This is a genomic window from Prolixibacteraceae bacterium, from assembly GCA_019856515.1.
Taxonomy (GTDB): Bacteria; Bacteroidota; Bacteroidia; order Bacteroidales; family Prolixibacteraceae; genus Halosquirtibacter; species Halosquirtibacter xylanolyticus.
Map to the genome: position 1 here is coordinate 2645785 of CP082230.1, position 23938 is coordinate 2669722.

The 23938-nt window shown below is 38.8% G+C and carries 15 protein-coding genes, 2 tRNA genes and 2 rRNA genes; 5 read left to right on the forward strand and 14 right to left on the reverse strand.

The annotated features are described in order from the left end of the window. Position 1 precedes the first annotated feature (1 nt). Entirely contained in the window at positions 2-991 is a 990-nt protein-coding gene (locus tag K5X82_09470) for a LacI family transcriptional regulator (GenBank protein QZT35561.1), read from the reverse strand. A gap of 223 nt (positions 992-1214) precedes the next feature. On the opposite strand from K5X82_09470, the gene K5X82_09475 reads away from it, so the two are divergent. The 5 genes from K5X82_09475 to arsB all read left to right on the forward strand — a co-directional run bounded on the left by K5X82_09475 (position 1215) and on the right by arsB (position 6030). After that, positions 1215-2573 carry a dihydroorotase gene (locus K5X82_09475; GenBank protein QZT35562.1) on the forward strand — a complete coding sequence of 453 codons (1359 nt, stop codon included), beginning with the start codon at positions 1215-1217 and terminating at the stop codon, positions 2571-2573. Next, positions 2566-3036, forward strand: coding sequence for a hypothetical protein (locus K5X82_09480; GenBank protein ID QZT35563.1), 471 nt, complete (start codon positions 2566-2568; stop codon positions 3034-3036). Before K5X82_09475 ends, K5X82_09480 begins: the two co-directional genes overlap by 8 nt. 1002 nt (positions 3037-4038) lie before the next feature. Continuing rightward, positions 4039-4377 (forward strand): metalloregulator ArsR/SmtB family transcription factor, encoded by a 339-nt coding sequence (locus K5X82_09485; protein ID QZT35564.1) that lies wholly within the window; start codon positions 4039-4041, stop codon positions 4375-4377. 3 nt (positions 4378-4380) lie between these two features. Beyond that, a complete protein-coding gene (locus K5X82_09490; protein QZT35565.1) occupies positions 4381-4989 on the forward strand; it encodes a protein-tyrosine-phosphatase in 609 nt (202 codons plus the stop codon). Between the two features lie 12 nt (positions 4990-5001). Continuing rightward, positions 5002-6030, forward strand: a complete 1029-nt coding sequence (arsB, locus tag K5X82_09495; protein QZT35566.1) for an ACR3 family arsenite efflux transporter — start codon at positions 5002-5004, stop codon at positions 6028-6030. A 206-nt stretch (positions 6031-6236) separates the two neighbouring features. Here the strand turns inward: arsB and K5X82_09500 are convergent, their stop codons facing one another. The 13 genes from K5X82_09500 to K5X82_09560 form a co-directional block, all read right to left on the reverse strand. After that, positions 6237-7874, reverse strand: coding sequence for a beta-N-acetylhexosaminidase (locus K5X82_09500; protein QZT35567.1), 1638 nt, complete (start codon positions 7872-7874; stop codon positions 6237-6239). Continuing rightward, positions 7871-9229 (reverse strand): sulfatase, encoded by a 1359-nt coding sequence (locus K5X82_09505; GenBank protein ID QZT35568.1) that lies wholly within the window; start codon positions 9227-9229, stop codon positions 7871-7873. Before K5X82_09505 ends, K5X82_09500 begins: the two co-directional genes overlap by 4 nt. Positions 9230-9363: 134 nt before the next feature. Next, positions 9364-11835: a hypothetical protein gene (locus K5X82_09510; GenBank protein ID QZT35569.1), complete on the reverse strand. Its 2472-nt coding sequence runs from the start codon at positions 11833-11835 to the stop codon at positions 9364-9366. Positions 11836-11927: 92 nt separating this feature from the next. Then, the gene (locus K5X82_09515; protein QZT35570.1) at positions 11928-13505 is read right to left on the reverse strand and encodes a RagB/SusD family nutrient uptake outer membrane protein; all 1578 of its coding nucleotides are present in this window, start codon (positions 13503-13505) and stop codon (positions 11928-11930) included. A 23-nt stretch (positions 13506-13528) separates the two neighbouring features. Continuing rightward, positions 13529-17020 carry a TonB-dependent receptor gene (locus tag K5X82_09520; protein QZT35571.1) on the reverse strand — a complete coding sequence of 1164 codons (3492 nt, stop codon included), beginning with the start codon at positions 17018-17020 and terminating at the stop codon, positions 13529-13531. Between the two features lie 73 nt (positions 17021-17093). Then, positions 17094-18071, reverse strand: coding sequence for a FecR family protein (locus tag K5X82_09525; protein ID QZT35572.1), 978 nt, complete (start codon positions 18069-18071; stop codon positions 17094-17096). A gap of 61 nt (positions 18072-18132) precedes the next feature. Then, positions 18133-18675: an RNA polymerase sigma-70 factor gene (locus tag K5X82_09530; protein ID QZT35573.1), complete on the reverse strand. Its 543-nt coding sequence runs from the start codon at positions 18673-18675 to the stop codon at positions 18133-18135. Between the two features lie 186 nt (positions 18676-18861). Next, positions 18862-19155 carry a hypothetical protein gene (locus tag K5X82_09535; GenBank protein ID QZT35574.1) on the reverse strand — a complete coding sequence of 98 codons (294 nt, stop codon included), beginning with the start codon at positions 19153-19155 and terminating at the stop codon, positions 18862-18864. 533 nt (positions 19156-19688) lie between these two features. Then, the gene (locus K5X82_09540) at positions 19689-19982 is read right to left on the reverse strand and encodes a hypothetical protein (protein ID QZT35575.1); all 294 of its coding nucleotides are present in this window, start codon (positions 19980-19982) and stop codon (positions 19689-19691) included. Positions 19983-20446: 464 nt separating this feature from the next. After that, positions 20447-20557 (reverse strand): 5S ribosomal RNA (gene rrf, locus K5X82_09545). 128 nt (positions 20558-20685) lie between these two features. Next, a 23S ribosomal RNA gene (locus K5X82_09550) occupies positions 20686-23564 on the reverse strand. 131 nt (positions 23565-23695) lie between these two features. Next, positions 23696-23769 (reverse strand) — tRNA-Ala (locus K5X82_09555). A gap of 31 nt (positions 23770-23800) precedes the next feature. Then, positions 23801-23874 (reverse strand) — tRNA-Ile (locus K5X82_09560). Between the last annotated feature and the right edge of the window lie 64 nt (positions 23875-23938).

A 23938-nucleotide genomic window follows, 5' to 3' on the forward strand; every position in this document is an offset into this window, starting at 1 on the left:
CTTACAATGTTGACTTTCTCAAAATAAACGAAGATTCCACACACTTATCATCTATACTACAGTCACTTACATTTTTATGATCCAAAATTTCGAAACACTTTGTCATAATATCTATAATATTAAAATTAAGGGAAGTTACCTTTGGAGAAATAAAATTAGGGAAATCACTATAAGAGAGCGATATGACCTTCACATCACGCGGTATCTTTCGTCCCAACTCTCTTAATGAGGAGACAACCTGAAGCATATGATGGTGGGAAGCAGTGAAAAGCCCCGAAATGTCTCTACGAAAGTCTAATAGAGAAAAAACCCAACGATGCAGATCCTCTAGATCACCCGAGTCATCATAGATACACTCAGGATTATAAGCAACACCATTACGGTGTAATACATCTATATATGCCCTCTCTATCTCTCGATGTAACATAGGTAGCTTTGGCGTACCAACCATTGCAATATTTGTACCGGCCATCAACACAAGATGCTGAAAGGCTTCATAAGCTGCCTTATAGATGTCAATATACAAAGTAGGAAGATCACTTTTTTGTCCTACAGGATTCACAACTACCACACGTATTCCTTTTGCTTCCAATTGCTTGAGATACACTACCGCCTCGGTAGTTGGAAAGAAAAAGATCACACTATGATACTGTTTCTCAACCAATAATTTACTCAACACCGTGATATAAGAGGGAGTAGAAATCGGAAAGAGTGCAACGGCATAGCCCTTTTGCTCTGCTATGGAGATCATCTCTACAGCATCTTGAATCACATCGCCAGCCGAAACAGGATAAAGAACTGCAGTTGTCTTATATGGAAATGCAGATAAAGACTGTACTTCACTATCAAAATAGCCTAACTCATGGGCTTTATCTACAATTTTCTTCTTTGTTTTATCACTAATCTTAGGATGATTATTTAATGCTCGCGACACGGTAGAAGATGCTATTCCTAACGCCTCGGCAATATCTTGCACTCGCACTTTTGCCATATACAATATCATAAAACTGACATTACCGTCAGTGGTTAATAACTTATCTTCTTGCTACCTTCATAGCATTCTTATTCAATACAAATGAAACAATTTCAGTCAAAAAGTTTTACTTAAATATAGGAGAAAACATTGGAAATGTTCGAAAAAATGTATTTCTTACATCTACATTAAGTAGTAAATTATTTACCAATTTATTTGTTTTTAATACCACGTACTAAAAATGAAAACAACTTTAATTACCAACGTTAAAATTGTAAACGAAGGTAAAATTCATAAGAAATGTTCGGTACTCATCAAAGGAGATACCATAGAGAAAATCTTCAGAAATGAAGTCCCACAGAACATAATCGATAAATGCGAGGTTCTAGATGGTGATAATCGCTATCTTATCCCTGGTGTTATTGACGATCAGGTACATTTGCGTGAACCTGGACTCACCCACAAAGAAGATATATACCACGGTTCTAGGGCTGCGGTTGCAGGTGGAGTTACCTCGTTCATGGAGATGCCAAACACCATTCCTCAAGCAACGGATCTCAAAACATTAGAAGAAAAATATGATATCGCTGCCAATAGCTCGCTAGCAAACTACTCTTTTTATCTTGGTGCTACCAATACGAATATCGAAGAGGTAGAGAAAGTAGATAAGAAGAATATCTGCGGTGTTAAGCTATTTATGGGATCTTCTACGGGAAACATGTTGGTAGATAACGAAGAAGCATTAAATCTTCTTTTTGCTAAGTCTCCTGTTATCATCACATCTCACTGTGAAGATGAGCAGATTATTCGAGAAAATATTGCAAAAGCAAAGGAGCAATATGGCGAGAATGTACCGATTAGCGAACATCCAAAAATTCGTAGTGCCGAAGCTTGTTACCAATCAACGGTAAAAACCATTGAGCTTGCAAAAAAACATAATGCTCGCCTCCATGTGTTGCACCTTTCGACACAAAAAGAGATGTCTCTTTTCCAATCGGGAGACCTGAAAAACAAAAACATTACATCGGAAGTCTGCGTTCACCACCTTTGGTTTGACGACAGCGACTATGAGAAGTATGGCACCAAAATAAAATGGAATCCAGCCATCAAAGCCGCGTCTGACAAAGCTGCATTATGGGAAGCACTAAACAACGATAGAATCGATGTCGTAGCTACCGATCATGCTCCTCACACTGCTGAAGAGAAAGATAACAACTACTTTAAAGCACCGTCTGGAGGACCACTTCTTCAACACTCACTGGTAGCCATGCTAGATATGGCGCGTAAAGGTAACACCACCATTGAGAAAGTCGTTGAGAAGATGTGTCACGCTCCTGCCGACCTTTTCGAAGTAGAGAAACGTGGTTATATCCGTAAAGGATACAAAGCCGATATCGTATTGGTGGATCAAGTGCCATGGGAAGCAACATCCGAAAACACGGTATACAAGTGTGGATGGAGTCCGTTTGAAGGTACTCGCTTTGCATTTAAAGTGACCCATACCTTCGTAAATGGAGAGTTGGTCTACAAAGCAGATAAAGAAGGTATGCACTTCTACGAAGAGAACAGAGGACAACGTTTAACTTTCGATCGTGAATAGAATAATCATATTCTTTTGTATTACAATATCAATGTGGGGGTGCAATAGCACCCCTTCTGCTACCCAAGGACCAAACAAAAGAAAAAATAGCGATGTCGGTTCCGTTTATTACGATGTGATCATTCAAAGCAATAAACCCAAAGACGATTGGGAACAAATTGCCATCGAAAAACTAGACCGTGACAAGCTTGTCCAACAACTCTTTAAACAAATCATCGACAACAAACTACGTATCGAAGATTTCTACGAAGAGACAAAGATACCTGTAGCCGAGTTCAAGAAGAAGATCTCCAATGGGGAGATCGATCCAAACAAAATCACAAAACTACAGTTTGAAGAGGTCTGGAACACCCAACAAGTCCCAATACAAAAAAGAATAAAATCAATCGTATTTGCCGAAAATGCATACGATCATCTTGGAAAGAAGATGGGATACAAACCGCTTTTTATCTGCTACTACTAACAGACACACAAAGCACATTTTCCATCTGAAAACGCAAAAAACAACTTGCAACCCAACTACTGCTAACATCTCTTAGACATCAATTATTCGACGATCTATACTGTTAGCAGTAGTTCTAAAAACCAAGTAAAAAAAGTCGGCCCATTTCCCCTTCTTTTTATTTCTACAAAATTTTAAAATATCAATACTGAAAAGACGATCCTCTCACCCCTCACTCCCCTTAAAAAACACATATTCACAAAACTTCACTCCGCCTAAACAATTTATATCCCAAAAGCTTCACCTCACTCTAAAATATCTAATCGATAAAACTCATACCACTTAACCTACCACATCCTCACTTTAAATTCACCACAACCTCAGCAGCCCTTTTCACATCCTCAACCAATTTCCTGACATCAAAAAATCCCCAACTCCCTCAACCAGAACCTTCAAAAAGGCACTTACAGGGATTTAAAAACAGTATATTTAAAATCACTACGAAAAATAACCCAGACAGAGTTTAAGTTACACTACCTCTTTCCCTCTACTACAAAGTGACATCCCCCCGAACTCCAAGCTACCAACATCGCACCTAATCCGCCCCAAGTCCGTACCTAATATATCCCTTATCCGTCCTTAATCCGTCCTTAATCCGTCCTTAATCCGTCCTTAATCCGTCCTTTGTCCATGATTCGTCCATCATTGATCCATGGTTCAGCCATCAAAAACCCCGAAATCGATGGACAAACCATGGACGAACCATGGCTAAAGCATGGACAAAGGACGGATTAAGGACGGATTAGGGATATATTAGGTACGGACTAAGTACGATGTTGGTATAGTGTTGGTACGGTGTTGGTATAATCACAGTGGGTATTATTTAGCAAAATGAATATACTCAAACCACTATGTTATGTGTTGATGATATCTGTTATTCACAAAGTTCATGGTTTGTTAACATCTAGTAAAAGAATCGCATCTATTAATATCGTAATATTGCAATATTAAATTATCACGATTATGGGAATAACCAAAACGAATTTATTTAGTGATCGTCAAAATAGGATTGCCAATTATGCAAAGGCAATTGGACATCCTGCGAGGGTTGCTATTATCGAATATCTTCTATGTGAGGGGAAGTGTATCAACAAATCTCTTGTGGAAGAGCTTGGACTATCTCAGGCTACTATTAGTCAACATCTTAAAGAGTTGAAGCATATTGGTCTGATCCAAGGTGAAGTGGAGGGACATTCGGTTCACTACTGTCTGAACAAAGATAATTGGAAACTGTTTGAAGAGGAACTAGGAGACTTACTAAAGAATATATCAACACAAAAAATTACTTGTAAATCACAATAGATTATGAATTGGAAAGAGATTATTAGCAACATGGATACCAATACGATAGCTCAAGATCGTAAAGATGTTTTGCAACCAGTTATTGACTATGTACAGAACAAAGTGGACGATGGTAAAGTTCCTGTATTAAACTATATATGTACGCATAACTCTAGAAGAAGCCAGTTGTCTCAAGTTTGGGGATATGCAGCAGCAGCATTCTATGGTATTGAAATAGTTAGCTATTCAGGAGGTGTTGAAGTGACAGCATTTAATGAAAGAGCAGTTCGAGAAGTGGTTGATTGTGGTTTTGAGGTTTCTATTAAGGATCCAAATGGTGACAATCCTATTTATGAAGTGAGATTCGATGACCATGTAGCTCCTTTGATGATGTTCTCTAAGGTATTTGATGATAAAGCCAATAGTGTTCGACCATTTGCTGCTATTATGACTTGTGGTCATGCAGATGAAAATTGTCCTTTTATTCCTGATGCGGAAGCTCGTTTGGCTGTTCGATATGAAGATCCTAAAGCATTCGATGACACGGATAAAGAGGCCGAGATGTATCATGTTCGCTCGATGCAGATAGCACAAGAGATGAAATATGTCTTCTCTTCTATTCAAAAGAAATAATTAGTACACGTTATGAAAAAACTAAATTTTGTCGATCAATATCTTACCCTATGGATCTTTCTTGCCATGGCTATAGGGGTTGCTTTGGGATATATCTTTCCATCTTCTTCTGCAGTGATAAACAGTTTGAGTAGTGGATCTACAAACATCCCTATTGCGATAGGTTTGATTGTGATGATGTATCCTCCTTTGGCAAAGGTAGACTACAAATTATTGCCTAAAGTATTTAAGAACACCAAAATTCTATCCATATCATTAGTGCTGAATTGGATCGTTGGACCTATATTAATGTTTGCTTTGGCGATGATATTCCTTCATGATAAGCCTGACTATATGGTAGGGCTAATTCTGATTGGATTGGCACGATGTATTGCTATGGTATTGGTGTGGAATGATCTTGCAGACGGTAGTAGCGAATATGGTGCGGGGCTGGTTGCACTCAATAGTATCTTCCAAGTGTTTGGGTATAGTTTTTATGCTTGGTTGTTCATCACCAAACTTCCACCGCTATTTGGATTCGAAGGTGCTATTGTGGATATTTCTATATCAACCATTGCTGAGAGTGTGGCAATATATCTTGGGATTCCATTCTTAATGGGGCTTTTATCACGAATTATCCTAGTAAAATGGAAAGGTGAAACATGGTATAAAGAGACTTTTATTCCTAATATTTCTCCATTAACATTGATCGCGCTGCTATTTACTATCATTGTGATGTTCTCACTAAAGGGGGAGTTGATAGTGCAAATTCCTTTTGATGTGGTACGTATTGCAGTGCCATTGTTGATATACTTTATTCTGATGTTCTTACTTAGTTTCTTTGCAAGTCGTAAGATGGGAGCAGGGTATAAAGAGAATGCTTCGATCTCGTTTACTGCAACAGGGAATAACTTTGAGCTTGCGATTGCAGTGGCTATCGCAGTGTTTGGATTGAATTCAGGACAAGCTTTCGCAGGGGTTGTTGGACCGCTTATTGAGGTTCCGGCACTCATATTATTGGTGAAAGTAGCCAAAGTTCTAAGAAAGAAGTATTACGCATAATTATAAATAAAAAAGAAGGGGCCCCACCAAAAAGCCCCTTCTAAAATTAACAGATAATCTATGTGTAAGGATTTGCATTAAACTAGAGTCTATCATCTAATACTTTAGTATTAATCGAATAGTTGCGAAACTCTTACAAGATCATTGTTAACCACAATGAACTATCTCACTGTTCAATCTCTAATATGTAATTGTTGTTGTTTTAATTAATACTTTGTCTCTCTATCATAACGAATCTCTTTATTGTACCACCTTTTCTCTAGTCTAGGAATCTGTGTTACGAAATTTTGATAGTGTTTCTGATCTAAGTTAGTCCATCCGATTTCAGCTAATGCAGCCAAACGTGGGAATATTTGTCGCTCGATATCACAATTTGTTGGACACCATTCGGTCCACATTTGACCACTGACCCCCATTATGTTCTTCGCTAGATCTTCACTTATCCCTTTGGGTACTGGATCGTAGTTGAACATTTTTTGTAGAGTTAACTTTGTTGGTTTATAGTCTAAGTAGGTGAAAATATGATATGCATTCACCACCTTATATCCTCTTTCTAATGTCTTCTTAATTAACTTAGGATCGCCTTTCCAGAAATGCACAATAGTCGATTGACTCAATGTTTCACTCGGGTTAAGGTTATCTTTAGATTGCCATCCATGAATATCATCTCCAAGGATATCATTCCATCCCATCATGTTTCTATTGTTCTGCTCAAAGAATTTAGAGAGGTTGTTGGTAAAGTAAATTTGTAGATCTGAAGGTGTTTTTAATTTCTGATCTGCCATATATCTTTGGACCTCTTTACTCTCATTCCACGAATCATAAAGCACTTCATCCCCACCAACATGAACTACTTTAGATGGAAATAGGTTAAAGACTTCTTCTAATACATCGTGAATAAATTCGATCACTCTTGGATCTGAGACATTATATATCTCTTTGAACTTTCCAAAGCGTGTAGGGACAGGGATCTGTTTTTTGCTGGCAGTAAGCCATGGATAAGCAGCAATGGCTGCAGCAGCATGACCAGGCATCTCTATCTCAGGAATAATTGTGATATGACGTGCTTTGGCATATGCAATCACTTCTTTTATGTCTTCTTGTGTATAGTATCCTGAATGGGCACGGCCTAATTTCTTTCCACTCTTCCACCATACAGCCTCACTATCTTTACGGTAAGCACCAACAGAGGTTAGTTTGGGATATTTTTTGATTTCGATACGCCACCCTGCATCATCAGTCAAGTGCCAATGAAAACGATTCATCTTTAGGTATGCCATCTCATCTAATATCTTCTTGACTTCTCGCTTTCCCTGAAAGAATCTTGCTTCATCTAACATCATGCCTCTCCATTGGAAACGTGGGCTATCTGTTATGACACAACTCTCAATGATACCGTCCTCAGACAACTGTTTTAATGACTGTATTCCGTAAAATATTCCTCTCGCATCGGCTGCTGTTATTAACACATGTTCATCCTTTGCCTCCAGAATATATGCACCCTCTTCTTTAAAGAATTTATTACTTTTATCTATAGTTATTTCAATGTAATTTCCTTTTCGCTGTTTCTTAAGTTTTCGCGTATTTCTAATATCGAATACTACGTTCTCTTCGTAACCTTCAAACAAATTTTGTTGTAAGAAACTCTTCTCGTTCGATAACTCTTTGTCATAAATGACACGAATTGGGTCTCCCCATTTTATCACAGTTTCTGATCCTCTTGTAATACTATTAGGTTGTGGCACAATGCGACTTGATGTCTCCTTGTTCACTGCTGTAGCCCCAATAGAGATCATCATCCCCAAACATATCAACACTAAATGTGGTACGTATCTCTTTCTCATTTCTTTCTATTATCTGGTTTAGGTGCCATTACATAATCTACTTCTGCTGGGGCGCGTCTTCCTTTCACAATCTCGTTATCCATATCATGCATTTGCTTCTCTAACCTTTCCGCCAATTTTGCATGCTTTTTAATAATGTTATAATCTTCGGAGATATCTACTTCTACATTAAATAGATGTTTCTTTCCCTTTAGTTCTAAGAATTTATATGCTCCTACACGAATACCTCTTGCAATACCTTTCTTGTCGTAATACAACATTGGTTGTTGATCCACTTTTTGGTTGCCATCTAGAATGTAGTGACTCACATCTACACCATCAATCTTATTGGTTGGCATGGGAGCATTACACAATTTCATGATAGAAGGAAGTATATCCATCGCTCTCACTGGGGAGACACGAATTCCAGGATTGATATGTTTTGGCCAGTACGCAATAGTAGGGACTCTTAGACCACCTTCCCATAAGGTACCCTTTGCTCCATGCAATGGACCTGCCGACCCTCCTTCTGTTTTATATACTTTCCACGGTCCATTATCCGAAGAGAAGATAACAATCGTATTTTTGTCTAGCTTGGACTTTTTTAAAGCATCTAATACCTGCCCTACTCCCCAGTCAACTTCGGCAACTGCATCACCATACTTACCACGTTTGGTCGAGCCTTCGTACTCTTTAGATGCATAAACTGGTACATGAGGCATTGGGTATGCTAAATATAAGAAGAATGGTTTCTTACGATTATTCTTAATGAAGTCTACAGATTTGTTTGTAAGCTTACGCGTAATATTATGCTGATCTGGATCGACTTCTAAAGTATCTTTTTGTGATATAAATGCTAATGTATAAGGATAGTTCCATTTTGGATTAAGTATTTTCTGCTCTCTCTTACTCATATCATTGCTGTAAGGAAAACCGTAAAACATATCAAACCCATGGTTCCAAGGCATAAACTCTTTTTGGTAACCTAAGTGCCATTTACCAACACAAGCAGTGGTATAACCAGCATCTTTTAATTGTCTAGGTAAAGTTTGCTCTTTAGGATTTAAACCTATCTTATCCCATGGCATAAGGACATTTTTTTCGAGTCCCACTCTTTTTGGAAAACACCCTGTTAACAAAGCTGCTCTTGATGGTGTACAGACAGATGCCCCTACATAGAATTGAGTAAACTTTGCACCATTGGTGGCCATTTTATCAAGATTCGGAGTAGGGATTGTCGGATTACCATAACAGCTAAGGTCTCCATATCCCATATCATCCGCGAAAATGATAACGACGTTTGGTTGCGGATTTTTCTTTGCACTGACAGTACCTACAGTTAAGGCTGCCAACATAAAGCTTATTTTCTTGATCATTATTTATGTGTGTTTAGTTTTATTCCGTTTAAATCACACTACCTCATGCCTTACTCTTTAATATAAAGAATAGAGAAAAAGGTAGTGTGAGAATAGACAAAGAACAAGCTGATAACAACTTGAATCCTCCTAAGTTACTTAATAAATACTTTGGTCGCTACTTCATTTAGATCTTGTTTACAAACAAGCACATAAATTCCATTAAGATTGGATGGAATAGTAACTTGGTTAGACAATATTGAACATGTAAAAACCTTATGTCCCATCATGTCATAGAGGCTAAGGGTACTGTATGGCTCATGCAACAGTATTGTATTTTCACGAATGGTGATCGGAAGAGACGATTTTATATCGATGTTAGATGTTGATTTGAGTTCGTATACCTTATTAATTACGTCTTGTACTTCCTTCGATTTTTCGCCATCTAGTCCAAAGCTCCAGAATCCAAAACCTTGGTATCCTGCATCACGAACATATCCCAGTTTATATTCAAATGATTTGGCATCATCTATATAAGCTCTATACCATTCTCCTTTATTTTGATAATCATAATAGTTCATTTTGTAAGGATCATGCCATACAATATGGTTGTCGGCAGCATAAAGATCTAGATTCTTAACAAGTGCTGTTCCAACAGGAGACGACCCCTCTGTAGCTCCTCCTTGTCCAGATATTTTCCAGATATTACCATAGAGAGGATAGCATATAACCAATTTGTCTTTAGGTACTCCTTGAGATAAAAAGAAATTATTTACTCGTGTTTGTATTGTGTTCAAGGGAGAGGTGTGCCTCTGTGTTATATCATAGCTCATCACTACGATGAAGTCTACAGCTTGTGAGAGTTTCAATACATCAAATTCGGAAGCAGAGACAGGCAAGCATATTGACAGCTCATAACCTTTTGCTCTTTTATCTAATGATGATCGAATTGCTCTGACAAAAGCACCATAATTTGAATCCTCTGCAAGGTCAGTTCCATAGAACAGTTCAAAGTCGATATTTACACCATCTAAGTGAAATCTATCGACATAATCTGCAATCTTCTCTGCAGCATAGTTCATCATATTAGGATTCTTAAGAAAGCGATTGTAAAAATCCTTTCTTGAAGCACTACTTTTATTGATGCGACCTGAAAGGCAAAGGAGATTTTTGGTTCCAGCATTATGATTTTCATTCATCTCTTTAACAAAAGGCCATGCTGAATTTGCATCAGGAAAATCTACAATATTAAGATTATCATCAAACATTACACCAAAGAACGCAACATGACTCTGTTGTGTATGGTTCATGTATTGTTGATAACCATTGGCATGATGATTATATCTATAGTAGGTGATGTTGGTAAAAGAGTGTTCATTGAATTTCGAAAGGTTCAGATCGACCAGCGGTGTAAAATCTAACTTGATAGCTCCCTCTGGAGATGCGTTGGATACTGTAATTTGTTTTATCGAGCCGTCTATCGCAACACCGACTTTATTGATGGTTGCATCGATAGTAAATGAATGACCGACATCTGCTTTTAACGAATAAGAGAGAAAAAGTTTAAATGCCGAAACATCACTCTTTGAAACAGGGAGATTCATCACAAAGTTCTGAGTTCGGGCTAAAGTTATTATCTCTTCAGGCGTTAGTGTTTTTCGTGGGGTTTGATAATCTAATTTATCCGAAATGGAAGCCCATACAGTAAGGTCTTTCACTTTACTAAGATCAGTAGTCCCTTCTAGAGATAATGATAAAGATTGGACAGAAGCGCGTGCCTCATAAGGTAACGAAATCTTTAGCCCACCCCATATTGCATTCTCCTTTAGAAAATGAATAGGTGTATTGGTTTGAAAAGCAAGTGCCGCTGCTTCACGCTTTCCTTCGACAAATGAAATATTTGAACTAGAAGGAGTTCCATTGGCATCTCCACTACTATCCAACAGGTTTGTCACTACACCAGAAGTCTTATCATCTGTTTTCCAATTATGAATCAGATGGGTAAACTGAGGGTGTTTGTTGTCGATGTATTTTCCAGACCACTCATTTACCTCTGATGAATTAAGTGCAATATTCCACATTCTAGTGTCTGCAATATTTCCGCAGAAGCTTCCAAATGCAAAAGAGAAAATGTTTCCCACTGATGGAAATTCAGTTGGAACATTGGCTTGTTGATTTTGGGACATAATCATATAGCCAAAACTTGTTTTGACTCCATTAACATAGAGACATATTCGCTCTGAAGGTTCGGCAATAGTTCCATCGAATGTTAGTGCAATATGAGACCATGTATCTGCAGGAAGTGCATCAATACTGCTGTTTACTTTCATGCTACCTAAGACTACAGTTAGGTTTGTCATATTTTGGTTCGCAAGGATAGCAAAACCATTTCCATCAACTTTTCCACTATACCCCATATTAATCACACGACAGTTTGCAGAGGTACCATCTCTATATATCCATGATTCGAAAGAGAACTGTTGTTGTCCAACAGGTAGTTTTATTTCAGAAGCCTTAAAATCGATTCTGTCACCCCATACTTTCTTAAATCGGATTGATGGACCTGGTTGTGCAAAAGCATAAGTTGTAAAGAGACATAGAAATAGTAATGTATATAACGTTTTCATCTATTTAGTTTTTAAAATTTAGACAATATGATCCCTATCCTATGCACCAACAATTGGCACATAGGGACATAGATTGACTTATCTTCAATTAGTTAGTACCCTTTATTTTGGTCGGATTCTGTTATCGCATCATTGGTATTGATCTCCTTTAAAGGTATCGGCAAATACATGTTTCTTTCTGCCTTACTCAGATCATATACATGATCTGACCATACAGGGTGTTGATCTGGACGATTGTTTTTATTTTTGTTATGACGAAGAAGCATCCACTTAAATTTCTCTACTCCTCGTCTTCTTGCATCAATAAAATCATCACCTTCCCCAAGAAGTTCAAATTCACGCTCCACAAATAGTCGATCTCGAATTTCCTCTTTTGTCATACTCTCAGACCAATTGGTTGGATTTATTGCTCCCCAAGCTGATGTTGAAGAATTTCGAGCTCTCGTCATTACTTGATTTACATAGCCAAGAGCTGTCGTCTTGTTCCCAAGTTCATTCTCCACTTCTGCCATCAATAAAAGGATATCAGCATAACGTATCGGGGTTATATCTCGAGATGAATAGGTTGCAACTTGGTCTTTATCCCAATATTTCTTAAGGTTAGGCCACTGTCTAAAGTCTTTATTATTTTCCCAATTAACACTTGGGTAGACTTCGTATGCACTATTAAATAGTTCTTGTTTTTTATAGTATGCATAGCTCGTATGGAAATAGGAAATATCGATACGGGGATCTCCAGGATATAATTTATTATGCTCATCAAATACAGTTTTTGACACCTGTATCCTTGACCAATTAGTTCCATTCTTCGTTGAACCTTGAGGACAAAATACTGCACCTGTTCTATTGTAATTACTATATTGGTATGTCATAAAATGAAGAGAGAAAATTGTCTCCTTATTCGACATTCCATCAAATAATTTTTGGTAGTTTTCTGCTAATTTATATCTACCAGATGTTATTACTTTCTCACCAGCTAGCTTCGCTTTTTCCCATAAAGTCATGTCATTTTGTGCTCTACTCGCCATAATAAAAAGCGTCTTCGATTTCAAAGCATAAGCTGCAATTTGACTTACATCTCTGTTCTCTGGTTTTAGCTCTATAATTGCTTTATCAAGATCTGAAAGGATGGCATCATAACATGCTTGTTCTGTTGCACGTGGTTCATTAATATGTTCCTTATTAGTTGGAGATAATCTTAAAGGAACACCACCCCATTTGGTTACCAGCTGATAGTATGCCAATGCTCTTAAGAAGTATACCTCTCCTTTGGTTCTTGAGATGAACTCTGGTCTCAAATTGGCTTTATCAATGAATGCCAAATAGTTGTTGAATTGACTTATGGCTCTATACAGTTCATCCCAATGCATCACTAATAGTGTATTTGTAGGAGATACGTTTAAAGAGCCTAACTCCTCCATCCAATTGCCTTGCTTTCGCAGATAGAACAAACCTGAAGTTCCTGCAGATAACTCTTCGGCATAGTTACCAAATGTTCCTAGGGTAGTCATACTACTATAACATCCATATAGCGCCATTTGTGCACTCTTCTCACTTTCGAAAACAGTCTTTGCATTTAAAGTGTATTGGGGATCTTCATCTAACCAACTATTACAACTGGAAAAAAGAAACGATCCAATCATTAAGGTATATAATATTGTTGTTTTCATATGTCTTGAATTAAATCTTTAATCTAAAATTGAATATTACAACCAAAAGTTACAGTGGTTGCTTTGGGAAATGAGTTCCAATCCACACCTTGTCTCGTTCCATCAAAAGAGAAACTATTTACCTCAGGATCATATCCTTTATAGTCTGTCCATATGGCAAGGTTATTTCCTGTAACATAAAATTTTAACGAAGAGGTGTGTAGTTTGTTACAAATTCCTTTAGGAAGTGTATACGAGAGTGTGACATTTGAAAGCCTTACAAAACTTCCGTCTTCTATATATCGATCTGTTATATCAGTAATCTCTGACGAACCTATTTTAGGATAAAGTGAAGATGGAGTATCTACTCTCCATGCATTTTGGTAAACATCCGTTCGTATGTTCCTTGAACTAGAAGGACTCTCTTCTAAATAAAGACCTGAATTCAATATGTCTTGACCAATAGTTCCATTTAATGCTACGGATAGATCGAATCCTTTAAAAGAGACAGATGCATTAAGACCAAAAGAGAAATCGGGATTTGGGTTGCCAATAAATGTCTTGTCATTGACATCAACGACGCCATCACCATTGACATCAACAAACTTGATATCTCCCACTTCTGCTCTACCTGAATTCTTGTATTCAATGGTCTGCTCTTTTCCATCTTTTACTATTGTGATATCGGATTGCTCTTGAATAATACCATCCGTTTTATACCCCCAAAATAGTGCTTGCTCTCTTCCCACAGCGAAGATATTTGCTGGCATGGCAAAGTAGTTTCCATTTCCGATAGAGCTTCCTAAAAATGCTTCGAGTTGATGTGCTCCAAATTGGGCTGTATTGAAACCTAAATCCATTACCTCACTTCGGTTCACAGTTAAATTACCTCCGAATCTTAGCTTCACTGCCTTATCAATTAACACAGTATTTATGTTGAGTTCTAGACCTCGGTTCTCCAGTGATCCTTGGTTTATTAACATTATACCAAAACCTGTAGAGGTAGGAACTTGCTTTTGATTTAAAAGTTCTTTAGTTAATTTACTATATACATCAATCGATCCTGATATACGATTTTCAAAAAGTCCGAAGTCTAAACCGAAATTAATTGATTCTGATGTTTCCCAAGTAATATCTGGATTTGCTAGATTGTTAACACCTACCCCAACTAATTTACCATCGTTGATATCCGAATAGGTAAAGTTCGTTCCTGTATAGTTTGGAATCGTAGAATATGGTGCGATACTTTGGTTACCTGTACGTCCCCACCCTGCACGTAGTTTTAATAAATACAATGCATCTACTTGTTTTAAGAAACGTTCTTCACTTAGCTTCCATGCAAAAGAGGTCGAAGGAAAATATCCCCATCTATGATTTGGAAATTTACTTGATCCATCAGCTCTGAAATTTGTTGTAAGGATGTACTTTCCATCAAAGAAATAGAAGTTCATTCGTCCCAAATACGACTGCAATTGGAAGTCACGCTGTAATGGAGTTAATGCGACAACCGTATTGGCAAGATGAATTCCTTTCGCTCTAAGCACCTGTGAATCGAATCCCAAACCTTTCTCTAACTTGTTCAATGAGGTGTACTTATCTAGAGACGTTCCTATAACCCCTGAGATACGGAAATTGTTAGTAAAGCTTTTATTGAAATTAATCAAATTCTCAATAGTATAATTGGTAGATAGTAGATTTGAGTTTGCAGCCAATCCATTGTTTGCGAACCCCTGGAATAGCCCTAAACCAAACCAACGACTTCTCTCCTTACTTCTATAATTCCCACCAGTTCTGAAGGAGTAACTTAACCCTTTTGCTAATTTGTACTTAATATTCAGACCTAATTGCATGGCATATTCATTACTTAGGTCATCGTAATCGTCTATCCAATCTTTTACGGATGATCTTCCTGTGATATTTTCAAACTCATCAGATTCTGTAAAATATGGTCTTTGATTCACTGCTGCACGAGTTGAGCTTCCTGTGATCCCACCGTTTAAATCACCACTTTGCATCATTGTGTTTCTACGGATATTACCACTCATTGTTAAAGCCATAGATAATTTCTCCGAAAGATTGGAGTTAAGGTTGACTCTCATGTTACTCTGCTGAAGTGATGAACCTTTTACAATACCTTCGATATCCTTATGTCCAAAAGAGACAAAGTAGTCAAGTCCTTTGATTCCTCCACTTGCACTGATACTATAGTTTTGAGATACTCCTGTTTGATAGAGTTCATCTTGCCAATTACGTGGCTGATAAAGAGCATAAGTGGTTGGATCCTTTGGATCATAAACCCCCATTGATGATCCCGCCATATTAATACGATGGACATTTCCATCAGGTTGAACAATAAAATCTTCTGTACCTAAGAATTCATTCTGATATGCTGCGTATGACTTTAAATCAAGTACATCTATTTTTTTTGAGACATTAGATATACCTGTACTCGCTTGGAAATTTATTTTCGCTTTTCCTTTTTTTCCCTTTTTTGTTGTGATCAAAATCACCCCATTTGCACCTCTTGATCCATAAATAGCTGTTGCGGATGCATCTTTCAGTACTTGTATATCTTCGATGTCGTTTGGATCAATATTACTTAAAGCATTTTGCACAGTTTGGTAATCATAACTCCCAATCGCATTTCCTTCATTCTGAGCTGCTGAAGCAAGAGGTATATTATCAACAACATAAAGTGGTTGATTGTCCCCCCTTAGGGATCCTGCTCCTCGGATAATAACACTTTCAGCTGCACCAGGAGTACCACCATTACTTTGAACTTGTACTCCAGATAGTTTTCCTTTTAACATACCGTCAACAGATGAGAAAGAGAGTCCTTCACCCTCTTTTGGACTTAAGGAGCTTACAGAACCTGTTAAATCACTTTTTTTAGCAGAACCATATCCTACAACGACAATCTCTTCAATCTGTTTCTGATCACTTTCCATTACAACTTTAAAGGTGGACTTTGATCCAACAACAATTTCTTGTTGCTTCATTCCAATATAGCGAATGACAATCACCTCAGTAGCATCACGTATTTGTAATCTGAATTGACCTTCTACATCAGTTATAACCCCATTGTTGGTGCCTTTGACCATCACTGTGACACCCACCATCGTTTCGCCATTCTCATCATATACAACTCCACTAATCGTATGCTCTTTTGAAGTATCGCTAGCTCTCTTTATGATCATCACATCATTCTCTGTTACCTTATAAACGAGTGATGTACCATCAAGAATTTCTGATAAAATATTATTTATTGTACTCTCTCCTTCGTATGACACCCGATGAAAATTGGAAACATCTTCGGCATTATAGTAGAAGTTTAAAGAGCTCGTCTTTTCCATCGTCTTTAAAGCATCCTCGACAAGAATATCTCTAAAAGCAACTTTAATGATATTGTCACTTGCTCGAAGATTGGATGTAAATAGGATCATTAAAATGAAGAAAAGAATATTACTCTTTCTCCTTTGAATACTCCACGCATAAACATTTGCAGATGTTTCACGTAGACTCGACATTTTTTTCATAAATTTGTGTGAGTTTTATTAAGTGTGATAGTATTATATATTATCATCTAATTGGGTGTTGTTGCAGCAACACTCAATTCTGATTTTCTTTTAATTGTATCCTATATCCGATTCTTCCAGAAGTTTTTATTGGGATAAAATGAACTGGTAGTACATTCTCCAAAATATTTATAAACGACTGTAGGCCTCTTTCATGATTAAGGGATCCCGTAAAAGACACATTGGGAAGATTCGTACTTCCTCTATCAATTTCTATATCATACCAAGACTCCATTACACATAGAATATTTTCCAAAGTGCTACGATCAAAATGGTAGATACCGTTCATCCACTTATTATAGGCACCTTTAGAGATTGGTTCTAAACTAATAGTATTGGCTTCTATATCATAGATAATTTTCTCTGATGGCTTCATCCGTATGGAGCGACCTTTTATATGGAGTTTTATACTTCCTTCCTCTAATACCGTTTCTATGATATTATCCGTTGGATAGGCTCTAACGTTGAATTGTGTTCCTAAAACTTCAACAGTTTGATCTCCACTCGAGACTAAAAAAGGATGGGATTTATCTTTATGTACATTGAAAAAAGCCTCTCCTTTCATCTGAACAAGCCTTTTTCCATCGTTATATTTATAAGCTAAAGTTCCTCCTGCATTAAGCCATACATGTGTAGAATCAGGAAGAATACACTCTAATATATCTTTATTATCTGCATAATATATTTTTGACTGATCGTAAGGGCTCTTTTGCAATATTATTGATGCGACTAAACCCAAGATAAAAATAACTGATGCTGCTGCACTATATCTGAGGAATTTCCTTACACGTAACCTATTTCTATGTCTTTTTATGGAAAGTAATACCTTTACATCCTTATGATATGATTGGGTATCAAAGCTACAAGACATAGTATCCTGGAAATCCTTCTCTCTGAAAAAATCACAACGAAAGATCTCATCACTCTTGAGGCGATTCCGTATCTGACGTAGTTCTTCTTCATTAATCTCATTAGTTCTATATAATCTTACAATATCTTCAATACTTGACATACCATCATTTTGTTGGTGAGTATATAAGAAATACAGGTATATATCTAAAAACCCTACCTTATCATTGATTTTTTTTTATCAATAAACAAATTAAGTCTCTGTACTTCATCAAATCATCTCTTAATAGTTGTCTTGCTCGATGTAGATGTTTTTCTACTGTCTTTATTGATATTCCTAAAATAATAGCAATTTCCTTATTCTTTAACATCTCCTTTTCTTTCAGTAGTAATACTTCCTTGCACTTCCCAGGAAGATCTTGCACCTTCTGTTCTAGCCTTTTAATTAGGTTTTGTTCTATCAAACTTTGCTCTTGTCTATCCATAAAGGAAACCTCTTCAAGCTCTATTTCATGGCGTAATTGATCAGCATGTCTTCCTTGAACACTCTTATGTTCAAGATGATTCAAACACCTATTCTTTACTGAAAGAAATAAATATGATTTTATAGTAGAGGGGTCTAATTGCTTATTTTGGTCGATAAGTGTTACAAAAACATCTTGAATAATATCATAGGCACTGTCTTTATCAACAAATTTCTGCGCATAATAAAATAGTCGCCGTGAAAAAGACTCATATAATTCCGAATAGTTAGTTGTTGTGTTCAAAATATTATGTGTTGGTTATGGCTTCGTAAATTAATCAACAACTTTTTCTATTAAAAGAAATAGAGAGTTTTTTTATCATAAGAATATATTGACATAAAACCGACTCTTTTAACAAGAATCGGTTCTCTGTAAAATGGCGGCGACCTACTCTCGCCCATATCTGCAGTAGCCTCAGCGCGGTAGGGCTTAACTTCTCTGTTCCCAAAGGGCAATGATGTCGGGAAGAGGTCCCTCTTGCCATAATGGAGACACTACATTAAGATATAGTCCATATACATTATTATTACAAAGAGTATAGACACAAAAAAACCGACTCTTTAATAAGAATCGGTTCTCTGTAAAACGGCGGCGACCTACTCTCACCCATATCTGCAGTAGCCTCAGCGCAGTAGGGCTTAACTTCTCTGTTCCCAAAGGGCAATGATGTCGGGAAGAGGTTCCTCTTGCCATAATGGAGACACACATTAAGATATAGTCCATATACATTGTTATCACAAAAAGTATAGACGCAAAAAAACCGACTCTTTAACAAAAATTGGTTCTCTGTAAAACAACGGCGACCTACTCTCCCACATCTCTGCAGTAGCCTCAGCGCGGTAGGGCTTAACTTCTCTGTTCCCAAAGGGCAATGATGTCGGAAAGAGGTTCCTCTTCCCATAATGGATACACAATAATTTCCATAGTTCATCTATAGCATTATTCACAAAAAGTATAGACGATCGGGTAGATGGCTGGAAGATATTTAATCTTCCAGTACACCTCCCACACCACCGTACGTACGGGTCTCGTATACGGCGACTCCCTAAATCACGACTTTACTTTCTGATAATAATCACTTAGCGTAATATAGCCTGCCTTCTCCAAATTCTTATTCGTTATAGTCGTTTGTAGAATTGGACTCTTTGAAATGAAATGCGCCAATACTTTTTCCTCGTATTAGCATATTCATACGCTTTGCTCTTCAAAACTCCGATCAAATATGCCGCATGAAATAATGATAATTCGCCATCGGGTTAACACTTACCTTTTCGTAGTTCTGTTATTAAAACTTTTCGATGAAATCTGAGATAATCTTTTAAGGATTCCACCTGCATCTCATCAACTCCATGACTCCCTTTATTTCGATAAACCTGTAAATAAGCCTTATTTAGGTTATCTGATTCTAGGACTCGTTCTAATAAATTATCTGTTGTAATGGTCGTTTTCATAATGGCTTCAGTTATCCCATTGAAAGTGTGCGCTCTTGAGTTATTATCGAGTTCCGCTCTACCTTCACTCAAGTAGCTATCTTCCGATATTTTCTGCATTGATCCCTTCATTAGGTAACAGTCTGTATTATGAACAATTTAAGATTCAGTCCTTCCTGTAAAGTGGATACAGTACTATGACCTCGGCTGACTTCTCACAGTTAACTTTTTGTGAATGGACAGGAAAAAAAATACACTGTATCCATCTGTGAGACCTCCCATGGTAAGGAAATTAACTTTCACTCCATCTATCCGCCACATCTACGGTATAAACTCCGTGTAGAATTCGGACTTCACTTTGTTTGGCAAGCTTATCCAGTTATATACCGCCTAATGAGATTCGTATACCTCGGATCAGAGTTTTGCATACGGCTTCCTTCAGGTTATACCTCACGATAAGCACCCTTGCCTTCTGCTAGGTGGTTGGCTCTACAAACCTCCACTACGGACTTGCACCGATTAGTTAATTTACATGCATGGCACACCAAAAAAACCGACTCTTTAATAAGAATCGGTTCTCTGTAAAACGGCGGCGACCTACTCTCCCACATCTCTGCAGTACCATCGGCGCGGTAGGGCTTAACTTCTCTGTTCGGAATGGGAAGAGGTGGAACCCCTATGCAATAACCACCTTAAATTGTTAATACGGTTATTTATATCTGACTTAATGTTACAATCTAACATATATCAGCATACATAGTTCAATATATCTTTTTGACATGCTCCTGGAAAAAGTAATCTAAATACAACTAATCTTTTATTCTAATGAAAGTTTCGGGTAATTAGTACTGCTCGGCTTTGGTCTCACAACCTTTACACCTGCAGCCTATCAACGTCGTAGTCTCCAACGACCCTCTAAGGAAACCTCATCTTGAGTGGAGCTTCGTGCTTAGATGCTTTCAGCACTTATCTCTTCCAAACGTAGCTACTCAGCAATGCACCTGGCGGCACAACTGATACACCAGAGGTTTGTCCACCGCGGTCCTCTCGTACTAGCAGCAGCTTCTCTCAAGTTTCCTGCGCCCACAACAGATAGGGACCGAACTGTCTCACGACGTTCTGAACCCAGCTCGCGTGCCACTTTAATGGGCGAACAGCCCAACCCTTGGGACCTTCTCCAGCCCCAGGATGTGACGAGCCGACATCGAGGTGCCAAACCGCTCCGTCGATATGAGCTCTTGGGAGCGATCAGCCTGTTATCCCCGGAGTACCTTTTATCCTTTGAGCGATGGCCCTTCCATACGGAACCACCGGATCACTATGCTCTACTTTCGTACCTGATCGACGTGTTGGTCTCACAGTCAAGCACCCTTGTGCCATTACACTCTACAGACGGTTACCAATCGTCTTGAGGGTACCTTTAGAAGCCTCCGTTACTCTTTTGGAGGCGACCACCCCAGTCAAACTACCCACCACACAATGTCCTCATTGCTGAGTTAGGTTTCAAACAAGCAAAGGGTCGTATTTCAAGGACGACTCCACAACGCCTAGCGACGCCATTTCATTGTCTCCGACCTATCCTACACATTACTTGCCCAAAATCAATGTGAAGTTGCAGTAAAGGTTCACGGGGTCTTTCCGTCCCGTTGCGGGTAATCGGCATCTTCACCGATACTTCAATTTCACCGAGCTCATGGCTGAGACAGTGCCCAGATCGTTGCACCATTCGTGCAGGTCGGAACTTACCCGACAAGGAATTTCGCTACCTTAGGACCGTTATAGTTACGGCCGCCGTTTACCGGGGCTTCATTTCAGCGCTTCTCCGAAGATAACGCCCCCACTTAACCTTCCGGCACCGGGCAGGTGTCAGGCCTTATACATCATCTTTCGATTTAGCAAAGCCCTGTGTTTTTGATAAACAGTCGCCTGGGCCTTTTCACTGCGGCTCCCCTTGCGAGGAGCGATCCTTCTCCCGAAGTTACGGATCGATTTTGCCTAGTTCCTTAGCCATGAATCACTCGAGCACCTCAGGATTCTCTCCTTGACTACCTGTGTCGGTTTGCGGTACGGGTTTATATAATCTACGTTTAGAGGTTTTTCTAGGAAGCCCTTAGGCACACTATCCAATCGTCCGAAGACTCTCGGTACTATCGGGTTTCAGCTCAACGTGCGGATTTGCCTACACATCTCATAACCTACGCCCTTCAACGTACTATTCCGTCAGTACGCGGTGCTTTCATCACTCCGTCGCCCCATCACAACTATATAAAGTACGGGAATATTAACCCGTTGTCCATCGAGTTCGCCGTTCGGCTACCCCTTAGGTCCCGACTAACCCTGATCCGATTAGCGTTGATCAGGAAACCTTAGTCTATCGGTGGGAGGGTTTCTCGCCCTCCTTATCGTTACTTATGCCTACATTTGCTTTTCTAACCGCTCCAGCGCACCTCACAGTGCACATTCAACGCAGTCAGAATGCTCCCCTACCACTTAATGGTAGTCCATTAAATCCATAGCTTCGGTGATATGTTTGATGCCCGATTATTATCCATGCCCGATCGCTCGACTAGTGAGCTGTTACGCACTCTTTAAATGAATGGCTGCTTCCAAGCCAACATACTAGCTGTCTATGCAATCAGACCTCGTTTGTTCAACTTAACATATACTTGGGGACCTTAGCTGATGGTCCGGGTTCTTTCCCTTTCGGACATGGACCTTAGCACCCATGCCCTCACTCCTGGTAATCATATTACAGCATTCGGAGTTTGTCTGGAGTTGATAGGCGGTGAAGCCCTCGCATCCAATCAGTAGCTCTACCTCTGCAATACTATATCCAAGGCTGCACCTAAATGCATTTCGGGGAGTACGAGCTATTTCCGAGTTTGATTGGCCTTTCACCCCTACCCACAGGTCATCCAAGAGCTTTTCAACGCTCCCTGGTTCGGTCCTCCATCTTGTGTTACCAAGACTTCAACCTGCCCATGGGTAGATCACACGGTTTCGCGTCTACCCCCACTAACTTCGACGCCCTATTCAGACTTGCTTTCGCTTCGGCTCCGAGCCTTAAGCTCTTAACCTTGCTAGTGAGGAGTAACTCGTAGGCTCATTATGCAAAAGGCACGCCGTCACATCTAATGATGCTCCGACCGCTTGTAAGTGTATGGTTTCAGGTACTATTTCACTCCCCTGTTCGGGGTACTTTTCACCTTTCCCTCACGGTACTGGTTCTCTATCGGTCTCTTAGGAGTATTTAGCCTTACCAGATGGTCCTGGCAGATTCAGACAGGGTTTCACGTGCCCCGCCCTACTCAGGATACTGCTAGATCATATTTGCTTACGTGTACAGGACTATCACCCTCTCTGGTGTAACTTTCCAGTTACTTCTACTTCACGCATAATCTCATATCGCAGTCCTACAACCCCAACAACGCCGAAACGTCATTGGTTTGGGCTAATCCGCGTTCGATCGCCACTACTAACGGAATCACTTTTGTTTTCTCTTCCTCCGGGTACTTAGATGTTTCAGTTCTCCGGGTTTGCCTCTGACATAGTCAGATAACCAATAAATTGGCTGGGTTGCCCCATTCAGAAATCTTCGGATCAAAGGTTGTTTGCACCTCCCCGAAGCTTATCGCAGCTTATCACGTCTTTCATCGCCTCTAAGAGCCTAGGCATCCACCATACACCCTTACTTACTTTCTATTATAATTAACCTTTAATGTTAATCTCGATATCTGTTGTATTCTTTTACAGATTACTTTTTTCCAGAATGTCAAAGAACTTATATACACCGATCTAATCAAATTAAATCTAACTAAATCAATATAAATGTGTGGAGAATATCGGAGTCGAACCGATGACCTCCTGCGTGCAAGGCAGGCGCTCTAGCCAGCTGAGCTAATCCCCCAAATAACCTCGTATAAATAATATTACGATTGTAGTCCCGCCCAGACTTGAACTGGGGACCTCTACATTATCAGTGTAGCGCTCTAACCAGCTGAGCTACGGGACTATGTCTAAAACATAACCACCTTAGTTTTTCAGCCTAACGCTATCCACTTTGGTTATGTGGGTAT

Excerpts from the sequence above, each read along its gene's own strand:
- K5X82_09515 (QZT35570.1), bottom strand. The coding sequence starts at position 13,505 with ATGAAAACAACAATATTATATACCTTAATGATTGGATCGTTTCTTTTT.
- K5X82_09535 (QZT35574.1), bottom strand. The coding sequence starts at position 19,155 with ATGGACTATATCTTAATGTGTGTCTCCATTATGGCAAGAGGAACCTCT.
- K5X82_09540 (QZT35575.1), bottom strand. The coding sequence starts at position 19,982 with ATGCAGAAAATATCGGAAGATAGCTACTTGAGTGAAGGTAGAGCGGAA.
- K5X82_09475 (QZT35562.1), top strand. The coding sequence starts at position 1,215 with ATGAAAACAACTTTAATTACCAACGTTAAAATTGTAAACGAAGGTAAA.
- K5X82_09505 (QZT35568.1), bottom strand. The coding sequence starts at position 9,229 with ATGATCAAGAAAATAAGCTTTATGTTGGCAGCCTTAACTGTAGGTACT.
- K5X82_09470 (QZT35561.1), bottom strand. The coding sequence starts at position 991 with ATGGCAAAAGTGCGAGTGCAAGATATTGCCGAGGCGTTAGGAATAGCA.
- K5X82_09525 (QZT35572.1), bottom strand. The coding sequence starts at position 18,071 with ATGTCAAGTATTGAAGATATTGTAAGATTATATAGAACTAATGAGATT.
- arsB (QZT35566.1), top strand. The coding sequence starts at position 5,002 with ATGAAAAAACTAAATTTTGTCGATCAATATCTTACCCTATGGATCTTT.
- K5X82_09520 (QZT35571.1), bottom strand. The coding sequence starts at position 17,020 with ATGAAAAAAATGTCGAGTCTACGTGAAACATCTGCAAATGTTTATGCG.
- K5X82_09510 (QZT35569.1), bottom strand. The coding sequence starts at position 11,835 with ATGAAAACGTTATATACATTACTATTTCTATGTCTCTTTACAACTTAT.
- K5X82_09500 (QZT35567.1), bottom strand. The coding sequence starts at position 7,874 with ATGAGAAAGAGATACGTACCACATTTAGTGTTGATATGTTTGGGGATG.
- K5X82_09490 (QZT35565.1), top strand. The coding sequence starts at position 4,381 with ATGAATTGGAAAGAGATTATTAGCAACATGGATACCAATACGATAGCT.
- K5X82_09485 (QZT35564.1), top strand. The coding sequence starts at position 4,039 with ATGGGAATAACCAAAACGAATTTATTTAGTGATCGTCAAAATAGGATT.